Source organism: Bacillus sp. AM 13(2015) (genome assembly GCF_001518755.1).
GTDB classification, from domain to species: domain Bacteria; phylum Bacillota; class Bacilli; order Bacillales; family Bacillaceae; genus Bacillus; species Bacillus safensis.
Map to the genome: position 1 here is coordinate 14,981 of NZ_LKCP01000070.1, position 22,357 is coordinate 37,337.

General features: G+C 39.9%; 23 protein-coding genes and 1 pseudogene. 15 read left to right on the forward strand and 9 right to left on the reverse strand.

Translation table 11 applies throughout. The features are described 5' to 3' along the window. Position 1 precedes the first annotated feature (1 nt). Both atpD and AOQ70_RS11485 read left to right on the forward strand, forming a co-directional pair. Positions 2–1,423: a F0F1 ATP synthase subunit beta gene (gene atpD / locus AOQ70_RS11480; RefSeq protein ID WP_008354929.1), complete on the forward strand. Its 1,422-nt coding sequence runs from the start codon at positions 2–4 to the stop codon at positions 1,421–1,423. 24 nt (positions 1,424–1,447) lie between these two features. Further along, entirely contained in the window at positions 1,448–1,843 is a 396-nt protein-coding gene (locus tag AOQ70_RS11485; RefSeq protein ID WP_003214592.1) for a F0F1 ATP synthase subunit epsilon, read from the forward strand. 42 nt (positions 1,844–1,885) lie between these two features. Here the strand turns inward: AOQ70_RS11485 and AOQ70_RS11490 are convergent, their stop codons facing one another. Further along, the gene (locus tag AOQ70_RS11490; RefSeq protein ID WP_059376510.1) at positions 1,886–2,362 is read right to left on the reverse strand and encodes a hypothetical protein; all 477 of its coding nucleotides are present in this window, start codon (positions 2,360–2,362) and stop codon (positions 1,886–1,888) included. Positions 2,363–2,532: 170 nt separating this feature from the next. On the opposite strand from AOQ70_RS11490, the gene AOQ70_RS11495 reads away from it, so the two are divergent. The 6 genes from AOQ70_RS11495 to AOQ70_RS11520 all read left to right on the forward strand — a co-directional run bounded on the left by AOQ70_RS11495 (position 2,533) and on the right by AOQ70_RS11520 (position 8,033). Next, positions 2,533–2,763, forward strand: a complete 231-nt coding sequence (locus tag AOQ70_RS11495; protein WP_024423724.1) for a DUF1146 family protein — start codon at positions 2,533–2,535, stop codon at positions 2,761–2,763. A gap of 129 nt (positions 2,764–2,892) precedes the next feature. Then, the gene (locus AOQ70_RS11500; RefSeq protein ID WP_059376380.1) at positions 2,893–3,627 is read left to right on the forward strand and encodes a YwmB family TATA-box binding protein; all 735 of its coding nucleotides are present in this window, start codon (positions 2,893–2,895) and stop codon (positions 3,625–3,627) included. A 32-nt stretch (positions 3,628–3,659) separates the two neighbouring features. Next, complete coding sequence (gene murA, locus AOQ70_RS11505; RefSeq protein ID WP_024423722.1) at positions 3,660–4,967, forward strand: UDP-N-acetylglucosamine 1-carboxyvinyltransferase; 1,308 nt, start codon at positions 3,660–3,662, stop codon at positions 4,965–4,967. Positions 4,968–5,225: 258 nt separating this feature from the next. Further along, positions 5,226–6,251, forward strand: a complete 1,026-nt coding sequence (gene spoIID / locus AOQ70_RS11510) for a stage II sporulation protein D (protein ID WP_041087858.1) — start codon at positions 5,226–5,228, stop codon at positions 6,249–6,251. 322 nt (positions 6,252–6,573) lie between these two features. Beyond that, on the forward strand, positions 6,574–7,272 hold the full coding sequence (locus AOQ70_RS11515) for a VWA domain-containing protein (protein ID WP_039182096.1): 699 nt from the start codon (positions 6,574–6,576) through the stop codon (positions 7,270–7,272). A gap of 83 nt (positions 7,273–7,355) precedes the next feature. After that, positions 7,356–8,033: a VWA domain-containing protein gene (locus AOQ70_RS11520; protein WP_059376383.1), complete on the forward strand. Its 678-nt coding sequence runs from the start codon at positions 7,356–7,358 to the stop codon at positions 8,031–8,033. Positions 8,034–8,083: 50 nt separating this feature from the next. Here the strand turns inward: AOQ70_RS11520 and AOQ70_RS11525 are convergent. Both AOQ70_RS11525 and AOQ70_RS11530 read right to left on the reverse strand, forming a co-directional pair. After that, positions 8,084–10,433: pseudogene (locus AOQ70_RS11525) on the reverse strand (FdhF/YdeP family oxidoreductase). An 82-nt stretch (positions 10,434–10,515) separates the two neighbouring features. Then, on the reverse strand, positions 10,516–11,781 hold the full coding sequence (locus AOQ70_RS11530) for an L-lactate MFS transporter (protein ID WP_059376385.1): 1,266 nt from the start codon (positions 11,779–11,781) through the stop codon (positions 10,516–10,518). A 134-nt stretch (positions 11,782–11,915) separates the two neighbouring features. Between AOQ70_RS11530 and fdhD the strand changes: the two genes are divergently transcribed. After that, positions 11,916–12,704, forward strand: coding sequence for a formate dehydrogenase accessory sulfurtransferase FdhD (fdhD, locus tag AOQ70_RS11535; RefSeq protein WP_047202543.1), 789 nt, complete (start codon positions 11,916–11,918; stop codon positions 12,702–12,704). Between the two features lie 10 nt (positions 12,705–12,714). Next, positions 12,715–13,722, forward strand: a complete 1,008-nt coding sequence (gene moaA, locus AOQ70_RS11540; protein ID WP_059376387.1) for a GTP 3',8-cyclase MoaA — start codon at positions 12,715–12,717, stop codon at positions 13,720–13,722. Positions 13,723–13,976: 254 nt separating this feature from the next. Here moaA and rpsN read toward each other — a convergent pair whose 3' ends face one another. From rpsN to AOQ70_RS11560, 4 genes are all read right to left on the reverse strand, one after another. Continuing rightward, positions 13,977–14,246 (reverse strand): 30S ribosomal protein S14, encoded by a 270-nt coding sequence (gene rpsN, locus AOQ70_RS11545; RefSeq protein WP_025093900.1) that lies wholly within the window; start codon positions 14,244–14,246, stop codon positions 13,977–13,979. A gap of 16 nt (positions 14,247–14,262) precedes the next feature. Further along, entirely contained in the window at positions 14,263–15,459 is a 1,197-nt protein-coding gene (locus tag AOQ70_RS11550; RefSeq protein WP_059376388.1) for a GTP-binding protein, read from the reverse strand. An 82-nt stretch (positions 15,460–15,541) separates the two neighbouring features. Then, complete coding sequence (rpmG, locus tag AOQ70_RS11555; protein ID WP_003214771.1) at positions 15,542–15,691, reverse strand: 50S ribosomal protein L33; 150 nt, start codon at positions 15,689–15,691, stop codon at positions 15,542–15,544. A 144-nt stretch (positions 15,692–15,835) separates the two neighbouring features. Beyond that, a complete protein-coding gene (locus AOQ70_RS11560) occupies positions 15,836–16,258 on the reverse strand; it encodes a DUF5362 family protein (protein WP_039182073.1) in 423 nt (140 codons plus the stop codon). A 525-nt stretch (positions 16,259–16,783) separates the two neighbouring features. On the opposite strand from AOQ70_RS11560, the gene AOQ70_RS11565 reads away from it, so the two are divergent. Further along, positions 16,784–17,179: a hypothetical protein gene (locus tag AOQ70_RS11565; RefSeq protein ID WP_058838565.1), complete on the forward strand. Its 396-nt coding sequence runs from the start codon at positions 16,784–16,786 to the stop codon at positions 17,177–17,179. A gap of 46 nt (positions 17,180–17,225) precedes the next feature. On the opposite strand, the gene AOQ70_RS11570 is transcribed toward AOQ70_RS11565, so the two are convergent. Beyond that, on the reverse strand, positions 17,226–17,735 hold the full coding sequence (locus AOQ70_RS11570; RefSeq protein WP_058838566.1) for a hypothetical protein: 510 nt from the start codon (positions 17,733–17,735) through the stop codon (positions 17,226–17,228). A 98-nt stretch (positions 17,736–17,833) separates the two neighbouring features. Here AOQ70_RS11570 and AOQ70_RS11575 point away from each other — a divergent pair, with 98 nt between their 5' ends. The 3 genes from AOQ70_RS11575 to AOQ70_RS11585 are packed head-to-tail and all read left to right on the forward strand — an operon-like array spanning position 17,834 to position 20,719. Beyond that, positions 17,834–19,633, forward strand: a complete 1,800-nt coding sequence (locus AOQ70_RS11575; RefSeq protein ID WP_059376389.1) for an ABC transporter ATP-binding protein — start codon at positions 17,834–17,836, stop codon at positions 19,631–19,633. A 1-nt stretch (position 19,634) separates the two neighbouring features. Further along, positions 19,635–20,192 carry a MauE/DoxX family redox-associated membrane protein gene (locus AOQ70_RS11580; protein ID WP_059376392.1) on the forward strand — a complete coding sequence of 186 codons (558 nt, stop codon included), beginning with the start codon at positions 19,635–19,637 and terminating at the stop codon, positions 20,190–20,192. Further along, positions 20,189–20,719, forward strand: coding sequence for a TlpA family protein disulfide reductase (locus AOQ70_RS11585; RefSeq protein WP_059376394.1), 531 nt, complete (start codon positions 20,189–20,191; stop codon positions 20,717–20,719). The genes AOQ70_RS11580 and AOQ70_RS11585 overlap by 4 nt, the downstream gene beginning before the upstream one ends. Positions 20,720–20,751: 32 nt before the next feature. Here AOQ70_RS11585 and AOQ70_RS11590 read toward each other — a convergent pair whose 3' ends face one another. Continuing rightward, complete coding sequence (locus AOQ70_RS11590; protein WP_047202534.1) at positions 20,752–21,261, reverse strand: GNAT family N-acetyltransferase; 510 nt, start codon at positions 21,259–21,261, stop codon at positions 20,752–20,754. A 116-nt stretch (positions 21,262–21,377) separates the two neighbouring features. On the opposite strand from AOQ70_RS11590, the gene AOQ70_RS11595 reads away from it, so the two are divergent. After that, positions 21,378–22,274 (forward strand): peptidoglycan DD-metalloendopeptidase family protein, encoded by an 897-nt coding sequence (locus tag AOQ70_RS11595; RefSeq protein ID WP_059376397.1) that lies wholly within the window; start codon positions 21,378–21,380, stop codon positions 22,272–22,274. Positions 22,275–22,357: the final 83 nt, after the last annotated feature.

Genomic DNA, 22,357 nt, shown 5'->3' on the forward strand with positions numbered 1-22,357 from the left:
AATGAAAACAGGACGCATCAGTCAGATCATGGGACCAGTCGTAGACGTTCGTTTTGAAGACGGTCACTTGCCTGAGATTTATAATGCGATCAAAGTTTCGCATAAAGCGGAAAGCGAAAGTGAAGTTGATATCGACTTAACTTTAGAAGTAGCACTACATTTAGGTGATGATACAGTGAGAACCATCGCGATGGCATCAACAGACGGTGTGAAGCGCGGTATGGAAGCTGTAGACCTTGGAAAACCAATTTCAGTACCAGTTGGTAACGTAACACTTGGACGTGTATTCAACGTACTGGGAGATAACATTGACTTAGATGAGCCACTTGGTGTGGAAGCTCAAAGAGATCCAATCCACAGACAAGCGCCTTCTTTTGATCAACTTTCTACAGAAGTTGAAATTCTTGAAACAGGTATCAAAGTTGTTGACCTGCTTGCTCCTTACATCAAAGGTGGAAAGATCGGTCTATTCGGTGGAGCCGGTGTAGGTAAAACCGTTCTGATTCAAGAATTGATCAACAACATCGCACAAGAACACGGCGGTATTTCTGTATTCGCTGGTGTTGGAGAGCGTACACGTGAAGGAAACGACCTTTACTACGAAATGAAAGATTCTGGCGTTATCGAAAAAACAGCCATGGTCTTCGGCCAAATGAACGAGCCGCCGGGTGCACGTATGCGCGTTGCCCTAACTGGTTTGACAATGGCAGAGCATTTCCGTGATGAACAAGGTCAAGACGTATTGTTCTTCATCGATAACATCTATCGTTTTACACAAGCAGGTTCTGAAGTTTCAGCCCTTCTTGGACGTATGCCTTCAGCGGTAGGTTATCAGCCGACACTTGCAACAGAAATGGGTCAGCTGCAAGAGCGTATCACATCTACAAACGTAGGATCGGTTACATCGATTCAAGCGATCTATGTACCTGCGGATGACTATACAGATCCAGCTCCAGCAACTACGTTCGCTCACCTTGATGCAACGACAAACCTTGAGCGTAAGCTGACTGAAATGGGTATTTACCCAGCGGTTGATCCTCTTGCTTCAACATCTCGTGCACTTGCACCTGAGATCGTTGGCGAAGAGCATTATGCGATTGCACGTGAAGTACAGCAAACATTGCAGCGTTATAAAGAGCTGCAAGATATTATTGCCATTTTAGGTATGGATGAATTATCTGAGGACGATAAGCTTGTGGTACACAGAGCGCGTCGTGTTCAATTCTTCCTATCTCAAAACTTCCACGTAGCAGAGCAGTTCACTGGCCAAAAGGGTTCTTATGTGCCATTGAAAGAAACTGTTAAAGGCTTCAAGGAAATCTTATCTGGTAAATACGATCACCTTCCAGAAGATGCATTCCGTTTAGTTGGACGCATTGAAGAAGTGGTTGAAAAAGCCAAAGAGATGGGTGTAGAGGCCTAATCTGGTCCTTAGGAGGGTAAAAGCATGAAGACCGTTCAAGTCAATATCGTTACTCCCGACGGCCCAGTGTATCAAGCGGATGTGGAAATGGTCAGTGTAAGAGCAGAAAGCGGTGAGCTTGGTATTTTAGCTGGCCACGTTCCAATGGTTGCTCCGCTAAAAATCGGTGCAGTTCGCTTAAAACATAGTGGATCAACTGAATTGGTTGCAGTAAGTGGCGGATTTGTTGAAGTCCGCCCTGAACAAGTAACGATTCTTGCTCAGGCCGCTGAAACATCAGACAAAGTTGATGTTGATCGCGCTAAATCAGCGAAACAGCGTGCTGAAGAGCATTTGAACCACCCGAATGAAAGTGATGTACGCCGGGCGGAACTCGCATTAAAACGGGCGTTAAACCGTTTAAATGTAGCAGGGAAATAAAACAGAAAATCCTTCTTATCACTGTGATAAGAAGGATTTTTTTTAGGATGACATGAGAGATTGATACATCGACACATAAGGATGAGTTGCTTGCTTTTCTAAATATAACTGCTCGCAAAATTGCGTACTGCAGTGCCATGTTTTATTGTTTCTGCGTAAGCCAAGCGTATATTGGTGCGAAGAGTCCATATAAGGCCGCACTACCCAGTCAGCATCTGAATGATGACGGATGACAACCTCTCCTAAATACACACTCATCATCGCTTCTAATGCATCTATTGGCATTTTCCACTCAGCGAACAGCTGCTTGGTCAATGCTTCAAAGTATAGTGATTCTAAATGATACAGGCTTTCCTCAGAGTAATCCAAAGAAATGTTATGAAAATGACACAATTGTGCTAATTCTTCTAGCTGTGTCTGTCTATAATCAAAGTAGAAAGCAATGGCCTCCCATTCATGATCAAATGAGGGAACCAATTCTCCGTACAAATCAACAAAGTCAGGAAAAGAATCTTTCAATGTGTTCAGCTCCTTCCACACGCAGTATATCATCTCCTTGGCATCAGGATAAGAGGGGATTCACACTAAATGTAGCTCTTTTTTCCAAATGATTCATCTTTCCGATTTTCGAGGATATAATGAAAGGGAGTTTTCCTTTACAGAAATAAATAAAAGGAGGATTCAATTGTATGGAAGACGTAGGACAACAAGCAATCGTGGGCATTGTGATTCACCTATTTTTCATCGCGGTTACATGGTGGGCACTGCTTGCTGTAAATATTGATCCACTCATTAAAAAAGGGAAAATCGTTCAAGCAAGGCTGCTGATGATGCTCATTACTATTGCCATCGCATCTGCGGTCAGCAATTTCTTCCTTGATTACTTAAATTTCTCCAGACAAATTCCTTATATGTTCTAACATAAAAGGTTTGGTCACGGCCTTCTGCGGGAACGTAAAAAGAAGGGTCAAAAGGCGCGCCTTTTGTTGACTTTTCCACGTATGCATTGACCTCCTTGCGGCAACACTTGTAGCAAGGGGGAATGACAGGTGAGAAAGTATTTGAAAGGTTGGCCATTATTTGCGTTTATTCTTTTTTTTGTTCTGATGATTCAAGGTGTTCGTGCGGAAGAATCTTCTCCGCTCGCTCAAATAGCAGAAGGTTTGAAAAACCAGCAAATCGAAGTCGATGGATGGACCCTTCATGCCAAAACAAATGTAGATATTTCATCCGAACAATTTTCAAAAAAAGTGAAACGTTTGAAAGACGAACTACGACAGTATGAGTGGACCGAAAAAAAAGAACAACATGTCACCAAAGTCACAGGAATTTACAAAGATGAAAAAAATGATACAGAATCGAAAATTTTACTCGTGAAGACCGACACAAAATCAAATCAAAAGTCGTATTTATTATATGAGCAAAAAGGTGCTCGCCCACTGAATACCTGGGAGCATACATATGATCAGTTCGTACGTCATGCAAAAAGCATATTACAAGAGAAAATTGTAATTTTTACTTGTCTCGATGGTCATGTAAATGGTATGATGGATGTTGTTTTGCAAAAAAAAGCTGAAAAGTTAGCAAATGAATTTCAAGCAAAACCAGTTGAGTATCTCGTTGAGTCTAATTTTGTGTCGCTTTCCGCTTACACAGAGAAGTGGGAACAGTTCATTATGACTTCAAATGATAAAATGAATGTTCAAATTGCCATCAGAAGTTCGGAAATGAACGAAAATCATACGATTACGGTTGGCACACCAATCGTAACGACTGAATATTAATATAGAGAATTTGGGACGCGGAGGGGAAGACCTTGGAAAAAATCATCGTCCGCGGCGGTCAAAAGTTAAACGGCACAGTTAAAGTAGAAGGCGCAAAAAATGCCGTTTTACCAGTTATCGCTGCATCTTTGTTAGCAAGTACAGAAAAAAGCGTAATTTGTGATGTACCTACGCTCTCCGATGTATATACAATCAATGAAGTGTTACGTCATTTAGGAGCAGAAGTACATTTTGAAAATAACGAAGTATCAGTTGATGCATCTCATGCACTAGAAACTGAGGCTCCGTTTGAGTATGTCCGTAAAATGCGAGCATCCGTGCTTGTCATGGGACCACTTTTAGCAAGAACAGGTCATGCAAGAGTTGCATTACCTGGAGGCTGTGCAATTGGTTCAAGACCAATTGATCAGCATTTAAAAGGCTTTGAAGCAATGGGAGCTAAAATTCAAGTAGGTAATGGTTTCATCGAGGCTGAAGTAAAAGGCCGTTTAAAAGGTGCAAAAATCTATTTGGATTTCCCAAGTGTAGGGGCAACTGAAAACATCATCATGGCAGCAGCATTAGCGGAAGGAACAACAATTTTAGAAAACGTAGCAAAAGAACCTGAAATTGTTGATTTAGCAAACTACATCAATGCCATGGGCGGTAAGGTTCGCGGTGCTGGTACTGGTACAATCAAAATCGAAGGTGTGGAAACACTTCACGGTGCAAAACACAACATCATCCCTGACAGAATTGAAGCAGGTACTTTCATGGTGGCAGCAGCCATTACAGAAGGAAATGTTCTTGTAAAAGGCGCAGTGCCAGAGCACATGACATCACTTGTTGCCAAAATGGAAGAAATGGGTATTCAGATCATTGAAGAAGAAGAAGGTTTAAGAGTCATTGGACCATCTGAGCTCAAGCCAATCGATCTAAAAACAATGCCGCATCCTGGGTTCCCAACGGATATGCAATCTCAGATGATGGCGCTATTGCTTCGTGCGAACGGAACAAGCATGATCACAGAAACAGTGTTTGAAAACCGCTTTATGCATGCTGAAGAATTCCGCCGCATGAATGGCGATATTAAAATTGAGGGTCGCTCTGTCATTATCAATGGGCCGGTTCAACTTCAAGGTGCTGAAGTGGCAGCGACTGATTTAAGAGCAGGAGCAGCACTTGTACTTGCTGGATTAGTGGCAGAAGGTCATACACGTGTCACAGAGTTGAAGCATATTGACCGTGGTTATGTGAACTTCCACCAAAAGCTTGCAGCAATCGGTGCAGATATTGAAAGAGTAAACGATGAATCAGCAGATGTGACACAAGAACAAGTTGTATCAGATCTGAACGCGTAATCATAAAGAAATCAGTGTGTCCATTGGGCATGCTGATTTTTTTTTTTAGATTCATAGAATGCCTTATTTCACGAAGCTTATCATTAGTGTATCCAACCATCTTAAATTTTATTCATACAGACGAACAGTAAAATCCAATTGAAGAACAGCCTCATACCTTCATAAAAGACTTGTCCACTAAAAGAAAGAAGCTGTCATATTAGCTTGTCCCTGCCCATAGGATAAAAGAGATTCAATGACAAATGGGGGCAGCCAAATATGAAACCAATGATATGGACAATCGCAGGAATATGCATCATCATTTTAATGATTCCAACATTACTTGTGTTGCCGACATTCCAAGGGAAGCCGGCGGCCAGCCAGCACGTAGCAGCGGAACCATCAGTTAAAAAAGAAGTGAAGGGTTCAGTCAAATTGAAGCAATCACCCGTCGCTATCCCCGTCTATCGCTCTGCTCATCAGCAGGTAGAAAACATCCCCTTAGAAGAGTATGTGATCGGTGTCGTAGCATCTGAAATGCCAGCTGATTTTGAAATGGAAGCACTCAAGGCACAGGCGCTCGCAGCAAGAACGTATATCGTCAGACAAATGATCAGTGATAAGACCGTCAAATCACCTAAGGGCTCGCTTGTAGATGATACCCAAATGTTCCAGGTGTACAAAAACAAACAGGAACTCAAGAAAATTTGGGGGAAAGCGTACAATTGGAAATTAAAAAAAGTCACGGAAGCTGTTGCCAGCACACAAGGAAAAGTGCTGACTTATGACGAGAAACCAATTGATGCTTCATTCTTTTCAACAAGTAACGGAAAAACGGAAAATGCCGAAGCCTATTGGAAAAACGAAATCCCTTATTTGAAAAGTGTCTCAAGTAAATGGGACGAAAAATCGCCAAAATTTCAAAACAAGAAAACCATCTCGGTAAGTGAATTTCAGCAAAAATTAGGTGTGACGCTCACTCAGCAGGCTCAGGTCGGACAGATAGTAGAACGGACACCAGGAAACCAAGTAGCGAAAGCCGTGATCAACGGTAAAACACTGTCAGGACGAGACATTCGAGAATCACTAGGCCTTCATTCAGCGGACTTCACATGGGAACGCCAGGGCCAGCAGATTGTCATTACAACAAAAGGATATGGTCATGGTGTAGGCATGAGTCAATATGGTGCGCATTATATGGCGCAGGCTGGAAAAAAAGTAGATGCCATCGTGAAACATTATTATAAAGGAATTCAAATCGAATCAGCCGATCGTTTTCTCAACACGTATATGGCTAAAAAATAAAGCAAAGGTGCCTCAGAAATGGGGCATTTTTTTGTGTGGTCAAAGAGGTTTGAACAGAATGTGACAAATTGCGACTTAAGACGCACCGAAGGAAAACTTAAACATTTATGTCCCGATAAGAACTGATGGCCGATACAAAGCCCCTCAAAAGGAGGAGAAATCGAGAGGATAAAGGGTCTGTTAGGTGAAAATATCTAGACATCTGACAGAATTTTAGTGATTTTGATGAAAGAGAAAAAGGGACCGAGTCCTATACCATTCCAAGACAGAATATTTTACGATTAAGATGTTTCAATTAAATACATAAGGAGGAAGGAAAATTATGTTGAAAAAAGTATTCTCACTCGTAACCTTAGCTGTATTGACATTATCTATGTCAATCTCTTCACCAGTATTTGCAGAAGCATCTACAGTCAAAAAACATAATAAAGATGTAAGAGTCACAATCTTGCTTGATGCAAGTGGAAGCATGGCAAGAAAAGTTGAGGGAGAGCGCAAATTTGATCTCGCCAAACAAGAGGTATTTAAATTTGCTCAATCACTTCCAAAAGACGCTAAAATTCGTATGAGCTTGTTTGGTTCTGAAGGAAACAACAAAAATTCAGGTAAAGCTCAATCATGTGAAGTCATTAGAGGCGTTTACGGCGTACAGCCTTATGAAAAAGACAGCTTTGAAAATTCTTTAAACGGACTTGGACCAAATGGCTGGACACCAATTGCACGTGCACTTGAAAATGCAAAGCAAGCGGATGAGCAGCTTACTGAAGGAACAAAGCATATTGTGTACTTAATCACTGATGGTGAAGAAACTTGTGGCGGAGATCCAGTAAAAGTAGCAAAAGAATTGCATAACTCAAAAGGATCAACTGTTGTAAATGTGATCGGGTTAGACTTTAACGATGGCTATGAAGGTCAATTGAAGCAAGTAGCCAAAGCTGGTAAAGGCCATTACTACCAAGCAAGCACTGGTAAAGAAATGGGTTCTATCTTATCAGCAGAATCATTAAAACTACACGAATAACTTGCTGAACAAAAGGGAAACGATTGATTCATGCTTTCGTTTCTCTTTTTCTGTACAAAAGTAAAAAATGGAGGTTTTTATTGATGAAAAGAAATATCATATTAACCATTTTGGCTAGTCTTGTCCTGCTTCTTTCTTCACCAGCTCATGCTGTAACAAAACAAGAGCCGCCTGCTCATGTGGTGATATTACTCGATTTAAGCGGTAGCATGGCACAATCAGTTGAAGGTGAAAAGAAAATCGATATCGCCAAACGGTCTATTCAAAGCTTTGCGGGCATTTTATCAGAAGATACACAAGTTCTACTTCGTGTGTTTGGTCATGAAGGAACCAATAAAAATGCAGGGAAAGCCGTTTCTTGTTCAAGTTCTGAAGCTGTTTACGGATTTGGATCATATGAGCCATCAACATTTCAGCAAGCACTAAATGTGTATAAGCCAACCGGCTGGACACCACTTGCAAAAGCATTAACTGATACGAAACAAGATTTTGAAGATCACCAGGCTGAAGGGAAAAATATTGTTTATGTTGTCAGTGATGGTGAAGAAACTTGTGGTGGAAGCCCTTCACAAGCAGCAAAGGAATTACATGAAGAAGGAATAGATACAATCGTCAATATCATTGGGTTCGACGTAAATGAAAAAGAAGCAAAAAGTTTAAAATCTGTTGCAAAAGCGGGTGGAGGACATTATCAACCGGCTGCAAATGCCGAAGAATTGAACCGCATTCTTCAACAAGAAGCGAGCGCTTTTGGTCAGTAGAGAGTGAATGGCAGCTGGGGAAACAACCCCAGCTGTTTTTAAGTTGACGATTAATTCAAAGTCGTTTCTAATTCATCAATTCGTTTCTCCACGTAATGCTGATCCTTTCTTGCATGGAAAGTTTCGGCTTTTTCTAATATGGCAGCCGTATTATACTCGGGAATCTGTGAGTAACTCTCATACACACCTTTAGGAATTAAAACGTTCCCTTCTGGCCAATAAACTGCGATATTGCCACGTCTCAACTCTCCAAATTGAGCCACTCCTTGATAGGATCCATATTGATTAAAGAGAACAACTGGATCACCTTCTTGGACATAAAGCTCTTTTGCATCTTCTTCATTCATTAGGATAGAATGACGTTTTCCACCATTAAAGGCATCCTTTTCACTGTAGATCATGGAGTTGAATTGCTTTCCTCTTCTTGTCGTGATATTGAAATGTCCTTCAGTTTTTCGATATTGAGGCAGCTGAGCAGGAAGCAGATGCCCCTTTCCGTCTGACGTTGGACATACGCCATCTTCACAAAGCCAAGCGCCTCCCCATTGAAACACGTCTCCCTTATGCCGTAAATGCTGGATGCCATCATAGTTTCGATTGGCGATCGCTATCTCACGACGAATGTCTTCAGCTGTTTCAAAATGAATCAGCTCGGCATCATCTGGGCGGACCCTTTTCGCAAGATCAACATAAATGTCCCATTCTGCTCTGGCTTCCTCAATACGAGGTCCTTCAATTTCTGGACTGAAATATACCATGCGTTCTGTACTGGTTGATGTGCCGCCGCCTGGTTGTTCATATCTTGTCATAGCAGGCAGCACAATTACCGCCTCTTCAGCGTCTACCAGCGTAGAGGTATTCAAAATAATATCTTGGTGGACACGGAGTTCTAGTTCAGATAATGCTTTTTCAATCGCTTCTGGGTTTGGCATCGTTTCTAAAAAGTTTCCACCACTCGTAAACAGCATTTTGAGTTTTTGTGGATGATCTTTTGGGAGAGCCATCTTTTCAAAGGATTGCCCAATGGTGTCACCATGCCATTTAGGAATGTCAAATCCCCATATTTGTTCGATTCTTTCAATATTCTCTTCATCAAAATCACTACCCGGCAAAACGAATGGATCAGCGCCCATTTCACCGGAACCTTGGACACCGCTATGCCCCCGAATTGGCATGACACCACAATGTTTTCTGCCAATGAATCCTCGCAGCATGGCAAGGTTGGCAACCTGTGATATATTATCAGTTGCAAAGCGGTGCTGAGTAAGGCCCATACTCCAAATAAATACACCTGAATTAGCATTGGCAAGCAGTGTTGCAAAATCCTTCATTCTTTCTTTTGATAAACCTGATGATGCTTCTAGGTCCTCCCACTTCAACTGTGCGACATGCTGCTTTAAATCCTGTATGCCTGTTGTATGGTTTTGAATAAATTCGTGATCAAGAGCTGAATGGGGAGCATGCTGCTCCATGTCAAACCAATGCTTGATGACGCCGTTCATAAACGCAATATCTCCGCCTATATTGACTTGGTAAAAATCATCCGCAATTTTTGTCCCGAATAAAGCACTCTCTGGAATAGAAGGAACCCAGTACTTTTCCATGGCAGGCTCTTTATACGGATTGATGACGATAATTTTTGTCCCTTTCTTTTTAGCAGCGTACATATATTTAGTGGAAACAGGCTGATTGTTTGCTGCGACAGATCCCCAAAAAATTAATACATCCGTTCCAATCCAATCACTGTAATTACAGCTGGAAGCACCGATGCCAAGGGACCGTTTAAGAGCGGTTTTACTTGGTGAATGGCAAATGCGAGAAGCATTATCAATATGATTCGTCCCTATAAATCGAGCTGCCTTTGCAGCGGTATAATAAACTTCATTTGTAATTCCTCTGGCAGTTAAATAGAAAGCAAGCTGCCGTTTATCAATTGATTGAATTTTAGCTGCGATTTGATCTAGTGCATTATCCCAAGAAATACGTGTAAAGGCATTGTCACCTTTTTTTCGGAGCAATGGATAAGGAATTCGCCCAAGCTTGCGAAGAGAGGTGCTGTCCATTTGCTTTAGCTGATGAATATCTTCAAACCATTTTGGATCAATAGCTGGCATTGTGTTAAGACGAAGTACATTTAGTCTTGTAGTGCATATATGGGGTCCTGTGAGCGTTTGATCATACAGTCCTGAGACTGCCAAGGGCACAGCCGTCACAAACGCCCTGCGTTAAAATACGGTACGCGTAAGGAAGGTTATCTTTGTTCTCCCATGCCACTTTCATCGTATCTCGAATGTGTTTCGGTTTCACTTTGCCAAGCCCCATTGGTGCAAAAGAGGCCCATAGCTTTGGTGAGGGTTTTTTATTGAGTTTAACAGGCCCCTTATGTTTAGTTTTCCCCATGAGATCATCACCCTCCTATTACTTTGTAAAGCGTTTTCATATCTAAAAATTACCTTTAGATTGTGATTCTGTCAAATTCAAATTAAGGTCGGGCTGAGACAGAGGAAGCAGTAGATAGGCTTGTTTTTCTCAGCTGCTGAATATCCTTCCGAATAAGAAGTGATATGATAAAAGCGATGAAAAATAAGCCAGAGAACACCATAAGACTCTGTGTGTAATTACCTGTTATATCTCGGATGAAGGATGAAAATAGGGGTCCTGCTAAACCCGCAGCGGCCCAAGCCGTCAGAATATAACCGTGTATGGCACCAAGCTGCTTTGTACCAAACAAATCCCCAATATAAGCTGGAATTGAAGCAAATCCTCCTCCATAGCACGTATAAATGATCGCCATGACGATTGAAAAGATGAGCGGTTCTTTTAAATAGGGGAGTAAAGGAAAAGCAATGAGCTGGATACTGAAAAAAATCGTGTACGTATTCGGTCTTCCTATATAATCTGAGAACGATGCCCAGCCAATTCGTCCTAACCCATTAAAAGCACCTAAAATGCCCACAAGAGTAGCTGCAGCACCTGCAGTGAACCCAACACTTTCTTGAGCAAGAGGTGACGCTACTGAAATAATAGCAATTCCGCATGTGATATTAATAAAAAGCATAAGCCACAAATAATAAAAACGTCTTGTCTTGATCGCTTCATTTGCAGTAAGCTGTGATAAATCTTGAGGAATTTTTCCTTGCTTTGTTTTGAATGCATCAAATTGCTTGACGTCATCAGGTGTTGGTGGTGATAAATAAAGAGATGAGATCACCATGATGATAAAATAGGAGATTCCAAGAATATAAAAAGTATTTGCGATATTCACTTTTTCAATGAGAAATTGAATAATTGGGCTGCAAATAAGAGAAGCAAATCCAAACCCCATAATGGCTAAGCCGGTTGCAAGCCCTCTTCGATCCGGAAACCATTTGACTAGAGTTGATACAGGTGCAATATAGCCTACTCCTAAACCTATTCCAGCAAGTACACCATAAAATAAATAGAGGAGGGGCAGTGAGGACATGTGGACAGCGAATCCTGATCCAGTCATTCCGATGCCGAAGAAAATAGCTGAGAAGAGCCCCGATGCCTTTGGACCATACCTTTCAACGAAATGTCCCATGAAAGCAGCAGATAAACCTAAAAATAAAATAGCAATACTGAAGGTGAGACTTATTTCTGTTAATGACCACTGAAAGGCTTCATGTAAAGGATTCGTAAAAACACTCCAAGCATAAACAGACCCAATAGATAAATGAATTCCTACAGCACTTGTTGCAATGAGCCAGCGATTTTTCGATTTGTTCATTTTGTTCCCCCCATATAAAGCAATCAAGAAGTTTGATAAGATAGAAATATGTTACATTTTCATGACTTTTTAAAATAATATCACAATTTGATTGGATCATATAACTAAATTTGCATTGAAAGGAAGATCATATAATGAATCCTTCTGTTAAAAAGAAACGAGTCATACACCAATACCGTGAAGGCCAGTTTACATGCAAATCTGATGAAATTGTAGAAGAATTTCCTTTAACTGTGATGGTGAATGGAGAAGAATTTGTGACACTTGTTTGTTCACCAGAGCACTTGAAAGAATTGGTTATCGGCTTTTTGGCTTCAGAAGGGGTCATTCGATTTGAAAATGAGATTAAAAGGTTTACAATAGATGAAAGTATGGGTTTTGCCTATGTTGATTTAGTTCACTCAAGTGGATTTGATTCATCAGATTTTACAAAACGAGTGATTGGTTCATGCTGCGGGAAAGGAAGACACTTTTATTTTCTTCAAGATGTGAAGACGGCAAAAACAGCCATTGATCGAATTAGTATTTCTGCTGAAACCTGTATGCATCTCATGAAATGTTTGCAAGAAGAAAGTCAATTATTTCAACATACTGGCGGAGTGCATAATGCTGGACTGTGTGACACAGAGAAGCTATTCATCACTAGAACTGATATAGGAAGACATAATGCTTTAGATAAAATTTATGGATATTGTTTACTCCAGCGAATCCCACTTAGAGATAAAATTCTTGTGTTTAGCGGCCGGATATCGTCAGAAGTTCTATTGAAGGCAGCAAAACTAGGAGTCTCTATCGTCATTTCAAAATCAGCACCTACTGAGCTAGCGCTTCAAATGGCAGAAGAATTAAATATTACGACAGTTGGATTCGTCAGAGGGAAATCCTTTAATATTTACACTCATCCTCAGCGTATTACAGAATAGGAGGCAAAGTATGGACAGTATTTTAGATAAAAGACATCGACCATTGCGCGATTTAAGAATATCAGTAACTGATCGCTGTAACTTTAGATGTACGTACTGTATGCCTGCTGAAATTTTTGGACCAGATTATCCTTTCTTGAAAAAAGAAGAACTGCTTAGTTTCGAAGAAATTGAACGACTTGCTACCCTTTTTGTAAAGAATCTAGGTGTGGTAAAAATACGCATCACGGGCGGGGAACCTTTAATGCGGAAGGATCTGCCTGTCTTAATAGAAAAGCTCGCAAAAATTCCAGGGATTGAAGACATTGCGATGACAACCAATGGAACGATTTTACCTTTATATGCTGATCAGTTAAAGAGAGCTGGTCTTAATAGAGTCACCATTAGTTTAGATTCATTAAATCCCGATCGTTATAAGCAAATGAACGGAAGGCACATTTCTATCCAAAAAGTGTTTGATGGCATTGAGGCGGCAAAAAAGGCTGGACTTGCTATCAAGATTAATATGGTTGTTCAAAAAGGTGTGAATGATCAGGATGTCCTACCAATGGCGGCTTACTTTAGAAAAGAAGGACACGTTCTCAGGTTTATCGAGTTTATGGATGTCGGTAATACGAATAAATGGAATCTAGAACATGTCATGACAAAGAATGAAATAATTGAATTAATTAATTCAACATATCCTATCAAACCAGAACCTCCTCAATATACAGGTGAAGTAGCCAACCGATTTTTTTACAAAGATGGTTCAGGAGAGATAGGCATTATTTCTTCCGTTTCAGATGCTTTTTGCGGAACATGTAACAGAGCAAGGCTATCTGCACGCGGGGAATTGTTTACATGTCTGTTTGCATCATCGGGTTTTGATCTGAAACGGATGATTCGTACGACAAAAGATAATGAAGAGTTAGCAAACTTGTTAAAGGAACTATGGTCGAATAGACTTGATCAATATTCAGCTGAGAGAGAGCAGAAAAAAGATCAGAAAAAGGTTGAAATGTCATACATCGGTGGATAATGACAACAAAGTATCATGATCAGGTATTTTTGAAAAGAAGGAAAAATGGCGTAATCATTGTTGAAAATCCTTTTTTGCGAACAGGTTATTTTATCTTATGAACTCATTCATTATAAAAAACCAGCAGAGATTCTGCTGGTTTTTAAATGCCTATTTTGAACTTCAAAAAGCATGAGATAAGACTTGAAAATAGATTTTTCATCGTTTTGTGCCGCTTTACTTTTCCGAGTGCTGTGATAAGATCAAATCATTCTTTACCAGCTCGATTTTTTCACCCCAGGGATATGACCCTTATAGGCAAGCTCACGAAAAGCAATCCTAGACATTTTGAATTTCCTTAAGTAACCTCTTGGACGGCCGGTTAATTCACAACGGTTTTTTAAGCGGGTAGGGGAAGAGTCTCTAGGTAATTTCCGTAAAGCTTCATAGTCACCTTTTTCTTTTAACTCTTTCCTTAATTCTGCATACTTCAATACAAGCTGCTGCCGTTTTTTTTCTTTAGCAATCTTAGATTTCTTTGCCAATTAAAACCCTCCTGGCCTAATTTTGTATTTTCCATTGAAAGGGGTCCTCAAATGTAGTCCAATCTTGATCAAATTCCTCAGGTGTGAGCAAGCATTGATCAAGAGTGCGAATAATTTCTGCTTTAGGCAAATCCACACCGATAAACACAAGTTTTGTATGACGATCACCAAACTCTGCGTCCCACTCATCTAGAAGCTCTGGTTCCTGATTTAATATCCGTGTTTTTTCTTGCTCAGGCAAAGCAGCAATCCAGTATGCAATTGGTTCAATCGCAACAGATTTCCCAGCTTGTGAAATTAAAATTGTTAAATCATGATGTGTGGCAAGCCAAGTAAAACCTTTCGCACGAACGATCTGCTCAGGCATTTGATCTAACCAATTATTCAGCCTGCCTGTATGAAAAGGGAGTCTTCTTTCGTAAACAAAGGATGAAATTTGGTATTCTTCTGTTTCCGGCGTATGCTGAGCATGTTCTGCGTTAATCTCTTTGATCCATCCAGCAGAAGCACTTGATTTTTCAAAGTCGAATAAACCAGTATTCAAAATGTCATCTGGCTGTACTTTACCTTGTGAGGTTCTGATGATAGATGCTTCTGGTTGTAGTTTGTTCAGCACATGCTCAAGTCGATCTAACTCTGAGGATGATACTAGATCACATTTATTGATAATGAGCACGTCACAAAATTCAATTTGATCAATGAGTAAATCTGAAATTTCTCGTTCGTCGTCATCGGAAACCGCTTCTTTACGATCTAATAAACTCTCTCCTGACTGGAAATCAGTCCAGAAGCGATTTGCATCTACTACTGTGACCATCGTATCTAGACGGCAAAAGCGGGTCAAATCTATGCCCATTTCTTCATCAATATAAGAAAACGTTTGAGCGACGGGAATTGGTTCACTAATTCCAGTTGATTCAATGACAATATAATCGATATTACCTGCCTTACAAAGGCGTTCTACTTCAATTAACAAGTCTTCTCTCAAAGTGCAGCAAATACAACCGTTAGATAATTCAACTAGTTTCTCATCTGATCGAGAAAGCTCACCGCCTTGTTTGACTAGTTCTGCATCAATATTAATTTCGCTCATGTCATTGACGATCACAGCCACTTTTAATCCTTTGCGATTTTGAAGAACATGATTTAATATCGTTGTTTTTCCTGCTCCTAAAAAGCCACTTAATACTGTAACAGGTATACGCTTATTCATTTGTTTTTGTCCTTTTGAAAACGATCATTTTGTTTTCCGCCTCACTTAAAAAGTAATCATTACGATTTATAGTCTAAAAAATTTATTTTGTTTCTCTATGAAGGGTATATTTCTTTAATCGAGGAGAATATTTTTTTAACTCCAATCGGTCGGGATTCGTTCTTTTATTTTTTGTTGTGATGTAGTTTCTGTCACCTGTTTCAGTACAGGCTAACGTAATTTTCACGCGCATAAGTAATAGGATCCTCCTTTAATTCGTAATGGTTACGATTTGTATTTTAAAATGAACAAGACTGAATGTCAAGCATAGGGGGATAATCCAAGCCAAATGATAAAAACAAAAGGGGTATCGAACGACCATTGATACCCCACCCCATTAATAAAAGTCACCGAGTTCTTGTTCGTAATCACCTTCATACTGCTGGACATCATAAGGAATTTCTTGGAGGAAGGCTAACCCGCCTAGTATAAGCATCAAAACAATAGCAATGAATGAAAGAATAACTGCGGCAATACTTGAAATGGCAAACAGTGTCTGCATTTTCATCATCTTAGCGTATTGTTCTAATAATTCTTCGTAAGAAGTATCAGGAGCCTGAATCAATTGTTCAGCTGCTTTTACAGATTTTTGTACATGGATTCCCATCATAATGAGGAAGACGCCAAGGGCTGCAGGAAGAACAAGCCAAAAACCAATAAGAATAGCCAGACCGCCTGAAATATAGAGAAAGATACTACCAACCTTTCCCCACTTTACGATTGAATGAAGAGATTGAATGATTTTCTCAGTTTGTTGCATTGGTGTTCACTCCTTTATGTATTCACTCTTTATCATACTTGAGTAAGTAGTGCTTTAGGAAGAGTGAATGTTGATTAATGAAAATGTTTCTATCTTCACTTCACTATTTATGGATAAATAAATTATTTTCAAATAAGAAAAAAGTAACATTTACTATTAAAATTATCGACAAATTATGTCATAAATAAGATTGATAGTAAAAAATAATTAGTAAATTTATCAAAATATGTTGTTGGTTGTCTTTTAATTGGTTATTATTGTGTTGTATTACCATAAAAATTGGAAGGTGGAATTCATATGTTAGATCGTTTCTTAAACAAAATGACCAATGTTCAACCTGCAGCTGCAAGATGTATTTTGCAAAAATTAGTCACTTCATGCAAATCAGCACCGACTTGTTTCCTTCAAGGTGTTGGAACTTTCCGTTACTACGTGGATCGTGACACAGGTGAGATTTGTACTAGTCAAGAACGCGTTAGATGTGGCTGCTAAATTTAAGGATCTTATTTAATAGGATGTGAACGCATGAGCATATCTTCAATTTCGTTCTTAACAAATGCTATGCAGACGTCAAATAGGCGTCAAGCGGGTCAATCATCAAATTCTTTTTTAACCCAAGCGGCTCAAATTGTTCAAGGTGACCATTCTCCAGAAGAGAGAAAGGCATTATTTCAACAACTTACTTTAGTTCAGCAAGGTAAAGATTTGGAACTTCATGTTTCTAAATTAAAGGAACTAGAGAAAGAGGCTCAAAAAGAGACGTCTTCTTCGTCTGTTACTGTGAATCAGCATGGTGACCAAGTAGACATTTCAAATGAGGCACGGAGTGAGTTTGAACAAGCCGAGGAACAGGCTTCAGATGAAGCAAGTGAAGCTGCTGCAGGGGAAAAAGATCTAGATATTCACTCAGATCCACAATAAAAAAATGAGGCATGTGTTTGATATTCTTCACATGCCTCATTTATCTTTATTTTGCAGATATCCTTGAATAAAGACCATCCGGAAAAGGTGCTGCATATGAGATGATTTCATCTTCTTCTACCATGATGTAATACGGAAATTCTTCAATTTGGAATGTGTCTATCATTTGTTCGTCCACTGGGATAATTCGCATGTTGGTTTTATTATCACGATATAATTCTTGATCCTCTTTTTGCCCATTCTTTAGCAAAATACTAAATGAAATGTCTAATTTACGCTGCTTTTTCGTTTCTAGGAATTGTTCAAGTGATGGAATGCAATGCGGACATGATGTATCAGTGAAAATAAGCAGCTGCTGCTTACTGTTGGTTTGCAGTAAATCATTCACTGGAATAGGTGATGGTTTATCAAGCAGCGGATGCACTAGTTTTTGTCCAACATGCTGTATCGGTAAAATGATCAGTTCCATTTGTTGTTTTAAATAGATGATGACTCCGATCGTTAATAATAGGCTGCAAAGAATAAGAGTAAGCTGTAAAAGTAAGATTGAATTCATCGTATATCGTCCTCTCAGAGTGAAGTTACGCAAAGCTATCATAATACAAATATCAAAAATATGTCAATTATACTAAATGGTGTAAGGTGGAGCGTTTGATGAGTACAGTGAACCATTGTCTATATGCAATCTCCTATACTTGGAAAAGAAGTCGATCTTATCTTCTTCTGACCTTATTGATCCAAGTAATCGTTGGTTTTATGCCTTTGGCTAGTGTCTGGATTATTCAAACTTTGATTAATGAAATTATTTTATTCATGACGTCTTCAGGAGACATTCAAAAGGTTTTGTGGTTATTTGGACTGCAAATGGTCATCGTGGTTTTAGGATATGGGCTTCAATTCGTTCTTCAGCTTAGCCAGCAGAAAGCGACAAATTTGATTGGTCTGCATTTGAAGGGTGAATTGCTTCAAAAGGCGATCAGGCTGCCGTTTATTACATTTGAACACCCGTCTTTTTACAATGAAAGTCAACGTGTGATGAACAGTCATCAGCATGTTCTGAGTATGGTTAGAAGTATCTTTACAATCATGAGCGCATTGATTACTGTTGTATCACTTCTTATCTATATGATCGGTATCCATTGGGGCTTGGCGGTCATTCTGATCGTGTTTACCCTGCCTGTCTTGTGGATTGAGCTTTTCTTTGGAGGAGCGCGTTATCAATTAAACCGCATGTTAACTGCCAATGACCGCAGAGAAATGTATGTGTCCGATCTTGTCGCGCAACGAGATTCATTGAAGGAGATCCGTTTATATGGAATCGGGGATTATCTTCTTCAGAAATGGAAAGGTCATTATGTAAAAAGTGCAGATGAAAAATATAAACTGCTTAAGCGGCAAGTTCGCTGGGAGATGGCGGGCGGATTGCTTATGACATTTTCCTATGTATGCTGCGGTCTTTTTATTGTCTTTCTTATTTTTCAAAAAAAATTAGCTGCTGGGACATTTGTCGCTGTGCTGCAAGCGGTGCAAAACATCCAAAGTGGTTTTCAGGACTTAACAAGAGAATGTTCTAGTTTATATGAAACAAGTCTTTATATTGATGAAATGAGAGCTTTTCAAAAGAGAAAAGAAGAAATTCATGAGCAGGTAGAAGAGGGGGCATCGCTTCGGAAGATCGAGTCTATTCAGTCCATTACACTTGAAAATCTCTCATTTACTTATCCGAATATGAAAACACCTGCCATTGAGCATATACATTTTCATATCAATAAAGGTGAACGTATTGCATTGGTGGGGGATAACGGATCAGGTAAAACCACCTTGATCAAATGTTTGACCGGTTTATATGATCCAGATCAGCCGAATATGCAAAAAGTCAACGGTGAGTCTATTTCTACCATTCATAAAAAGTCATACCATGCGAGAATGGCTGTTCTTTTTCAAGATTTTATGAAGTACGAGTTCACTGTGAAAGAAAACATCGGGTTTGGCCGTATTGATCATATGGACGAGGAAGAGCGGATGATCTCAGCTGCACGGCAAGCAGGCATAGAGAAAAGAATTCATCAAATGGAAGAAATGTATGATGCGCAGCTTGGCCGATTTTTTGAAGAAGGCCATGAACTGTCTGGCGGACAATGGCAAAAGCTCGCGATGGCTAGAACCTTCTTTAGAGAGAGTGATTTTATCATTTTAGATGAACCGACTTCTGCTCTTGATCCACTCTCGGAAATTTCACTCATTCGAAAGCTATTCGATCACACGCAGGATCAGGGTGTCTTGTTTATCACACATCGAATGGGAGCGGCCCGTTTAGCAGACCGTATAATCGTAATGAAAGATGGTGCTTTCGTTGAAGAGGGGAACCATAATGAACTGATGGTGTTGAACGGAGAGTACAAAAGGCTTTACGAGGCACAATCTCAATTATTTCAACAAAAGGAGATGGCGTAAGGTGAGTGTCTTTTATTATATAGGTGTCTATTTACTAGGGATCATTTTTGCGGGTGCATGGTTTGATAAAGTGAAAAAACAGACGGCACATATGCAGCAGATGGATGCTTATCGGCTGTTGCCTCCTTCTTTCACGGCACCCATGTTTTATTTGTTTTTAACTGCTGAATTGGTTTGTACTGGTTATTTGTTCATATGGCACATGACTCTTGTACCTGCGATTGGTCTTACAGCACTTTTATGTATTTATACTGGAGCGGTGACCTTCAATTTATTGAGAGGACATCGTGATATTTCTTGCGGCTGTGGTGGACTGCTTGATAATGAACGCCTTCACTGGGGAATTGTGATTCGCAATGTGTCGATGCTGGCTCTTGTGATCGGATTGTTTTATGTGCATTCCTATGCAGAAACCATTCCATGGCAATATAACATCATTTGTTTTCTCATTGCCGTGGCTGTCTCTTTCATAATAGCGGTGAGTCAAGAAGTCTTAATGTTTAAAAGAAAATGGATCAATCAATTTGAATTATTTATAGAAGGAGACGATGTGAAATGACAGATATTCTATTGATTATTGTGTTATTCATTGTCATTGCTCAGCTGGCTGTGATATTTTTGCTTGCTCGTTTTATTGGAAAATTTATGAATAAGATTAAAACCCTTGATGGAATTGAATTAAAGGAAGCGGATGTGGGGGATCCTGCACCGTTATTTCGAAGCTATTCCCATTTAGGGGAGAAGGTCATTTTGAAGGAATATTTTCAAAGAGGGAGTGCTGTGATGCTGTTATTTGTAAATTCTACTTGTATGACGTGCAAAAGTATTTTGGCAGATCTGCAGCAGCAAATCGCTGGCGATGATACTCAATTCATTATTATTAATGGAGATGAGCAGGCGGATGATACGCCGATCCTTGAATTGCTTCCGTCCCAAGCTGTGTATACGCGTTCTTCACAAATTATGGAGTTGTATGGGGTAACGGTTGTTCCACAAGCAATTCTCATTGATGAACAAGGTATCATTCTGCAAAGAAAATCTCTTCAAAATGCGAAACAGTTTGAACAGCTGTTACATGCGTCATAAAAAAGCGTCTCTTTGTCAGGGAGACGCTCGTTTTATAATTCTTTTCCTAGGATATCTAAATCGTATCTGCTGCCGTCCATTTCTGCGATGCGTGGCAGGTGGCCCCATGTCTCAAAGCCGTGCTTTTTAAATAGTCGAATGCTGGCTTCGTTGTGCCCGAAAATAAAGGCAAGTAACGTTCGGATGCCTAATGAAGGTGCTAACTCAATGGCTTCTTGTAAGAAAAGTGAGCCTAAGCCTTTTCCACGATAGTCTTGGTTCAAATAGATACTCATTTCAACGGTCCCGTTGTATGCAGGTCTACCGTAAAATGTTTCAAAGCTCAGCCAGCCGTAGATAATTCCATCCTCATCTGTTTTCACATAGAGAGGTCTTTTTTCGGAATGATTCAAAAACCATTGCCGGCGGTCCTCAACAGAAACTGGTTCTGTATCAGCGGTCACTTCTCTTGAAGCAATGGTTGAATTGTAGATATCAACGATCGCTTTGAGGTCATCTTCTGTTGCTATGCGGTTGAAAGTTTTCACAATTAAGTCCCCCATCTTTTTTTCATTTATCATACATATTATTGATGCGATTGCGCAAAATAAAAAGAAAAATGATTTCGTGTGTATATATTTTTTGAAAAGTGTTCAGAATGTTGCTGAGGTGATGAAAAATGAGAGAGGAAGAAAAGAAACGTACTTCCAAAATCACAAAAGTTCAGCAATTTTTCCGTAAGCGCTGGGTATTCCCTGCTATTTACTTGGTCAGCGCAGCGGTCGTGTTAACAGCCGTTCTTTGGTATCAAGCTGTATCAAAAGATGTGAAAGACCAACTATCTGATGGAAATCAAACAGGGCAAGAACAGCACGATGATGCTGTTGAAGTTGGAAAGCCAATTGAAAATGTCGCAATGCCGGTCCAGAATTCTGATAATGTTTCTGTCGTGAAAAAGTTCTATGAAGCAGATGCTGACCAAAAAGAAAAAGAAGCAGCACTTGTAAACTATAATAACACCTATACCTTGAGCAAAGGTATTGATCTTGCAGATAAAGATGGCAAAGTGTTTGATGTCACAGCTGCTCTTAGTGGAACAGTGGTTCAAGCGAAAAAAGATCCAGTTCTTGGTCATGTCGTTGAAATTGAACATGAAGATGGATTATCAACTGTCTATCAATCGTTGTCACAAGTGAGTGTCAAAGAAGGCGATGAAGTGAAGCAGAATGATGTCATTGGTGCTTCTGGTAAAAACCTATATGGCGCTGAAAGCGGCAACCATGTGCATTTTGAAATTCGTATGGAAGGTTTAGCGCTTAATCCGCTTAGCTTCATTGACAAGCCTGTTTCTACGATTGAAAAAGCAGCGCAAGAAGTGACGGAACAAGCAAAAGAACCTGCTCAGCCAAAGACTGAGGAAAAAACGAAGGAACCTGCTGCTGAAGATAAAGCCAAAGAGCCAGCTGGAGAAAAATCAGAAGAAAAGTCTGATGAGAAGGGGAAATCCTCTGATCAAGAAAAGTCTTCTGATTCCTCTAAAGACAGCAGTCAGTCAGAAGAAACTAAACAATCTTAATGTCTTACAAGGTCCTCTGTGTATATAAAAATATGCAGAGGTTTTTTTCTGCTTAAAAAGATCCTCCGCCACTCGGCGGAGGA

Coding starts and splice junctions, on each gene's coding strand:
- atpD (WP_008354929.1), top strand. CDS start 2: ATGAAAACAGGACGCATCAGTCAGATCATGGGACCAGTCGTAGACGTT.
- AOQ70_RS11485 (WP_003214592.1), top strand. CDS start 1,448: ATGAAGACCGTTCAAGTCAATATCGTTACTCCCGACGGCCCAGTGTAT.
- AOQ70_RS11495 (WP_024423724.1), top strand. CDS start 2,533: ATGGAAGACGTAGGACAACAAGCAATCGTGGGCATTGTGATTCACCTA.
- spoIID (WP_041087858.1), top strand. CDS start 5,226: ATGAAACCAATGATATGGACAATCGCAGGAATATGCATCATCATTTTA.
- AOQ70_RS11515 (WP_039182096.1), top strand. CDS start 6,574: ATGTTGAAAAAAGTATTCTCACTCGTAACCTTAGCTGTATTGACATTA.
- AOQ70_RS11520 (WP_059376383.1), top strand. CDS start 7,356: ATGAAAAGAAATATCATATTAACCATTTTGGCTAGTCTTGTCCTGCTT.
- AOQ70_RS11530 (WP_059376385.1), bottom strand. CDS start 11,781: ATGAACAAATCGAAAAATCGCTGGCTCATTGCAACAAGTGCTGTAGGA.
- fdhD (WP_047202543.1), top strand. CDS start 11,916: ATGAATCCTTCTGTTAAAAAGAAACGAGTCATACACCAATACCGTGAA.
- moaA (WP_059376387.1), top strand. CDS start 12,715: ATGGACAGTATTTTAGATAAAAGACATCGACCATTGCGCGATTTAAGA.
- AOQ70_RS11550 (WP_059376388.1), bottom strand. CDS start 15,459: ATGAATAAGCGTATACCTGTTACAGTATTAAGTGGCTTTTTAGGAGCA.
- rpmG (WP_003214771.1), bottom strand. CDS start 15,691: ATGCGCGTGAAAATTACGTTAGCCTGTACTGAAACAGGTGACAGAAAC.
- AOQ70_RS11560 (WP_039182073.1), bottom strand. CDS start 16,258: ATGCAACAAACTGAGAAAATCATTCAATCTCTTCATTCAATCGTAAAG.
- AOQ70_RS11565 (WP_058838565.1), top strand. CDS start 16,784: ATGAGCATATCTTCAATTTCGTTCTTAACAAATGCTATGCAGACGTCA.
- AOQ70_RS11570 (WP_058838566.1), bottom strand. CDS start 17,735: ATGAATTCAATCTTACTTTTACAGCTTACTCTTATTCTTTGCAGCCTA.
- AOQ70_RS11575 (WP_059376389.1), top strand. CDS start 17,834: ATGAGTACAGTGAACCATTGTCTATATGCAATCTCCTATACTTGGAAA.
- AOQ70_RS11585 (WP_059376394.1), top strand. CDS start 20,189: ATGACAGATATTCTATTGATTATTGTGTTATTCATTGTCATTGCTCAG.
- AOQ70_RS11590 (WP_047202534.1), bottom strand. CDS start 21,261: ATGGGGGACTTAATTGTGAAAACTTTCAACCGCATAGCAACAGAAGAT.
- AOQ70_RS11595 (WP_059376397.1), top strand. CDS start 21,378: ATGAGAGAGGAAGAAAAGAAACGTACTTCCAAAATCACAAAAGTTCAG.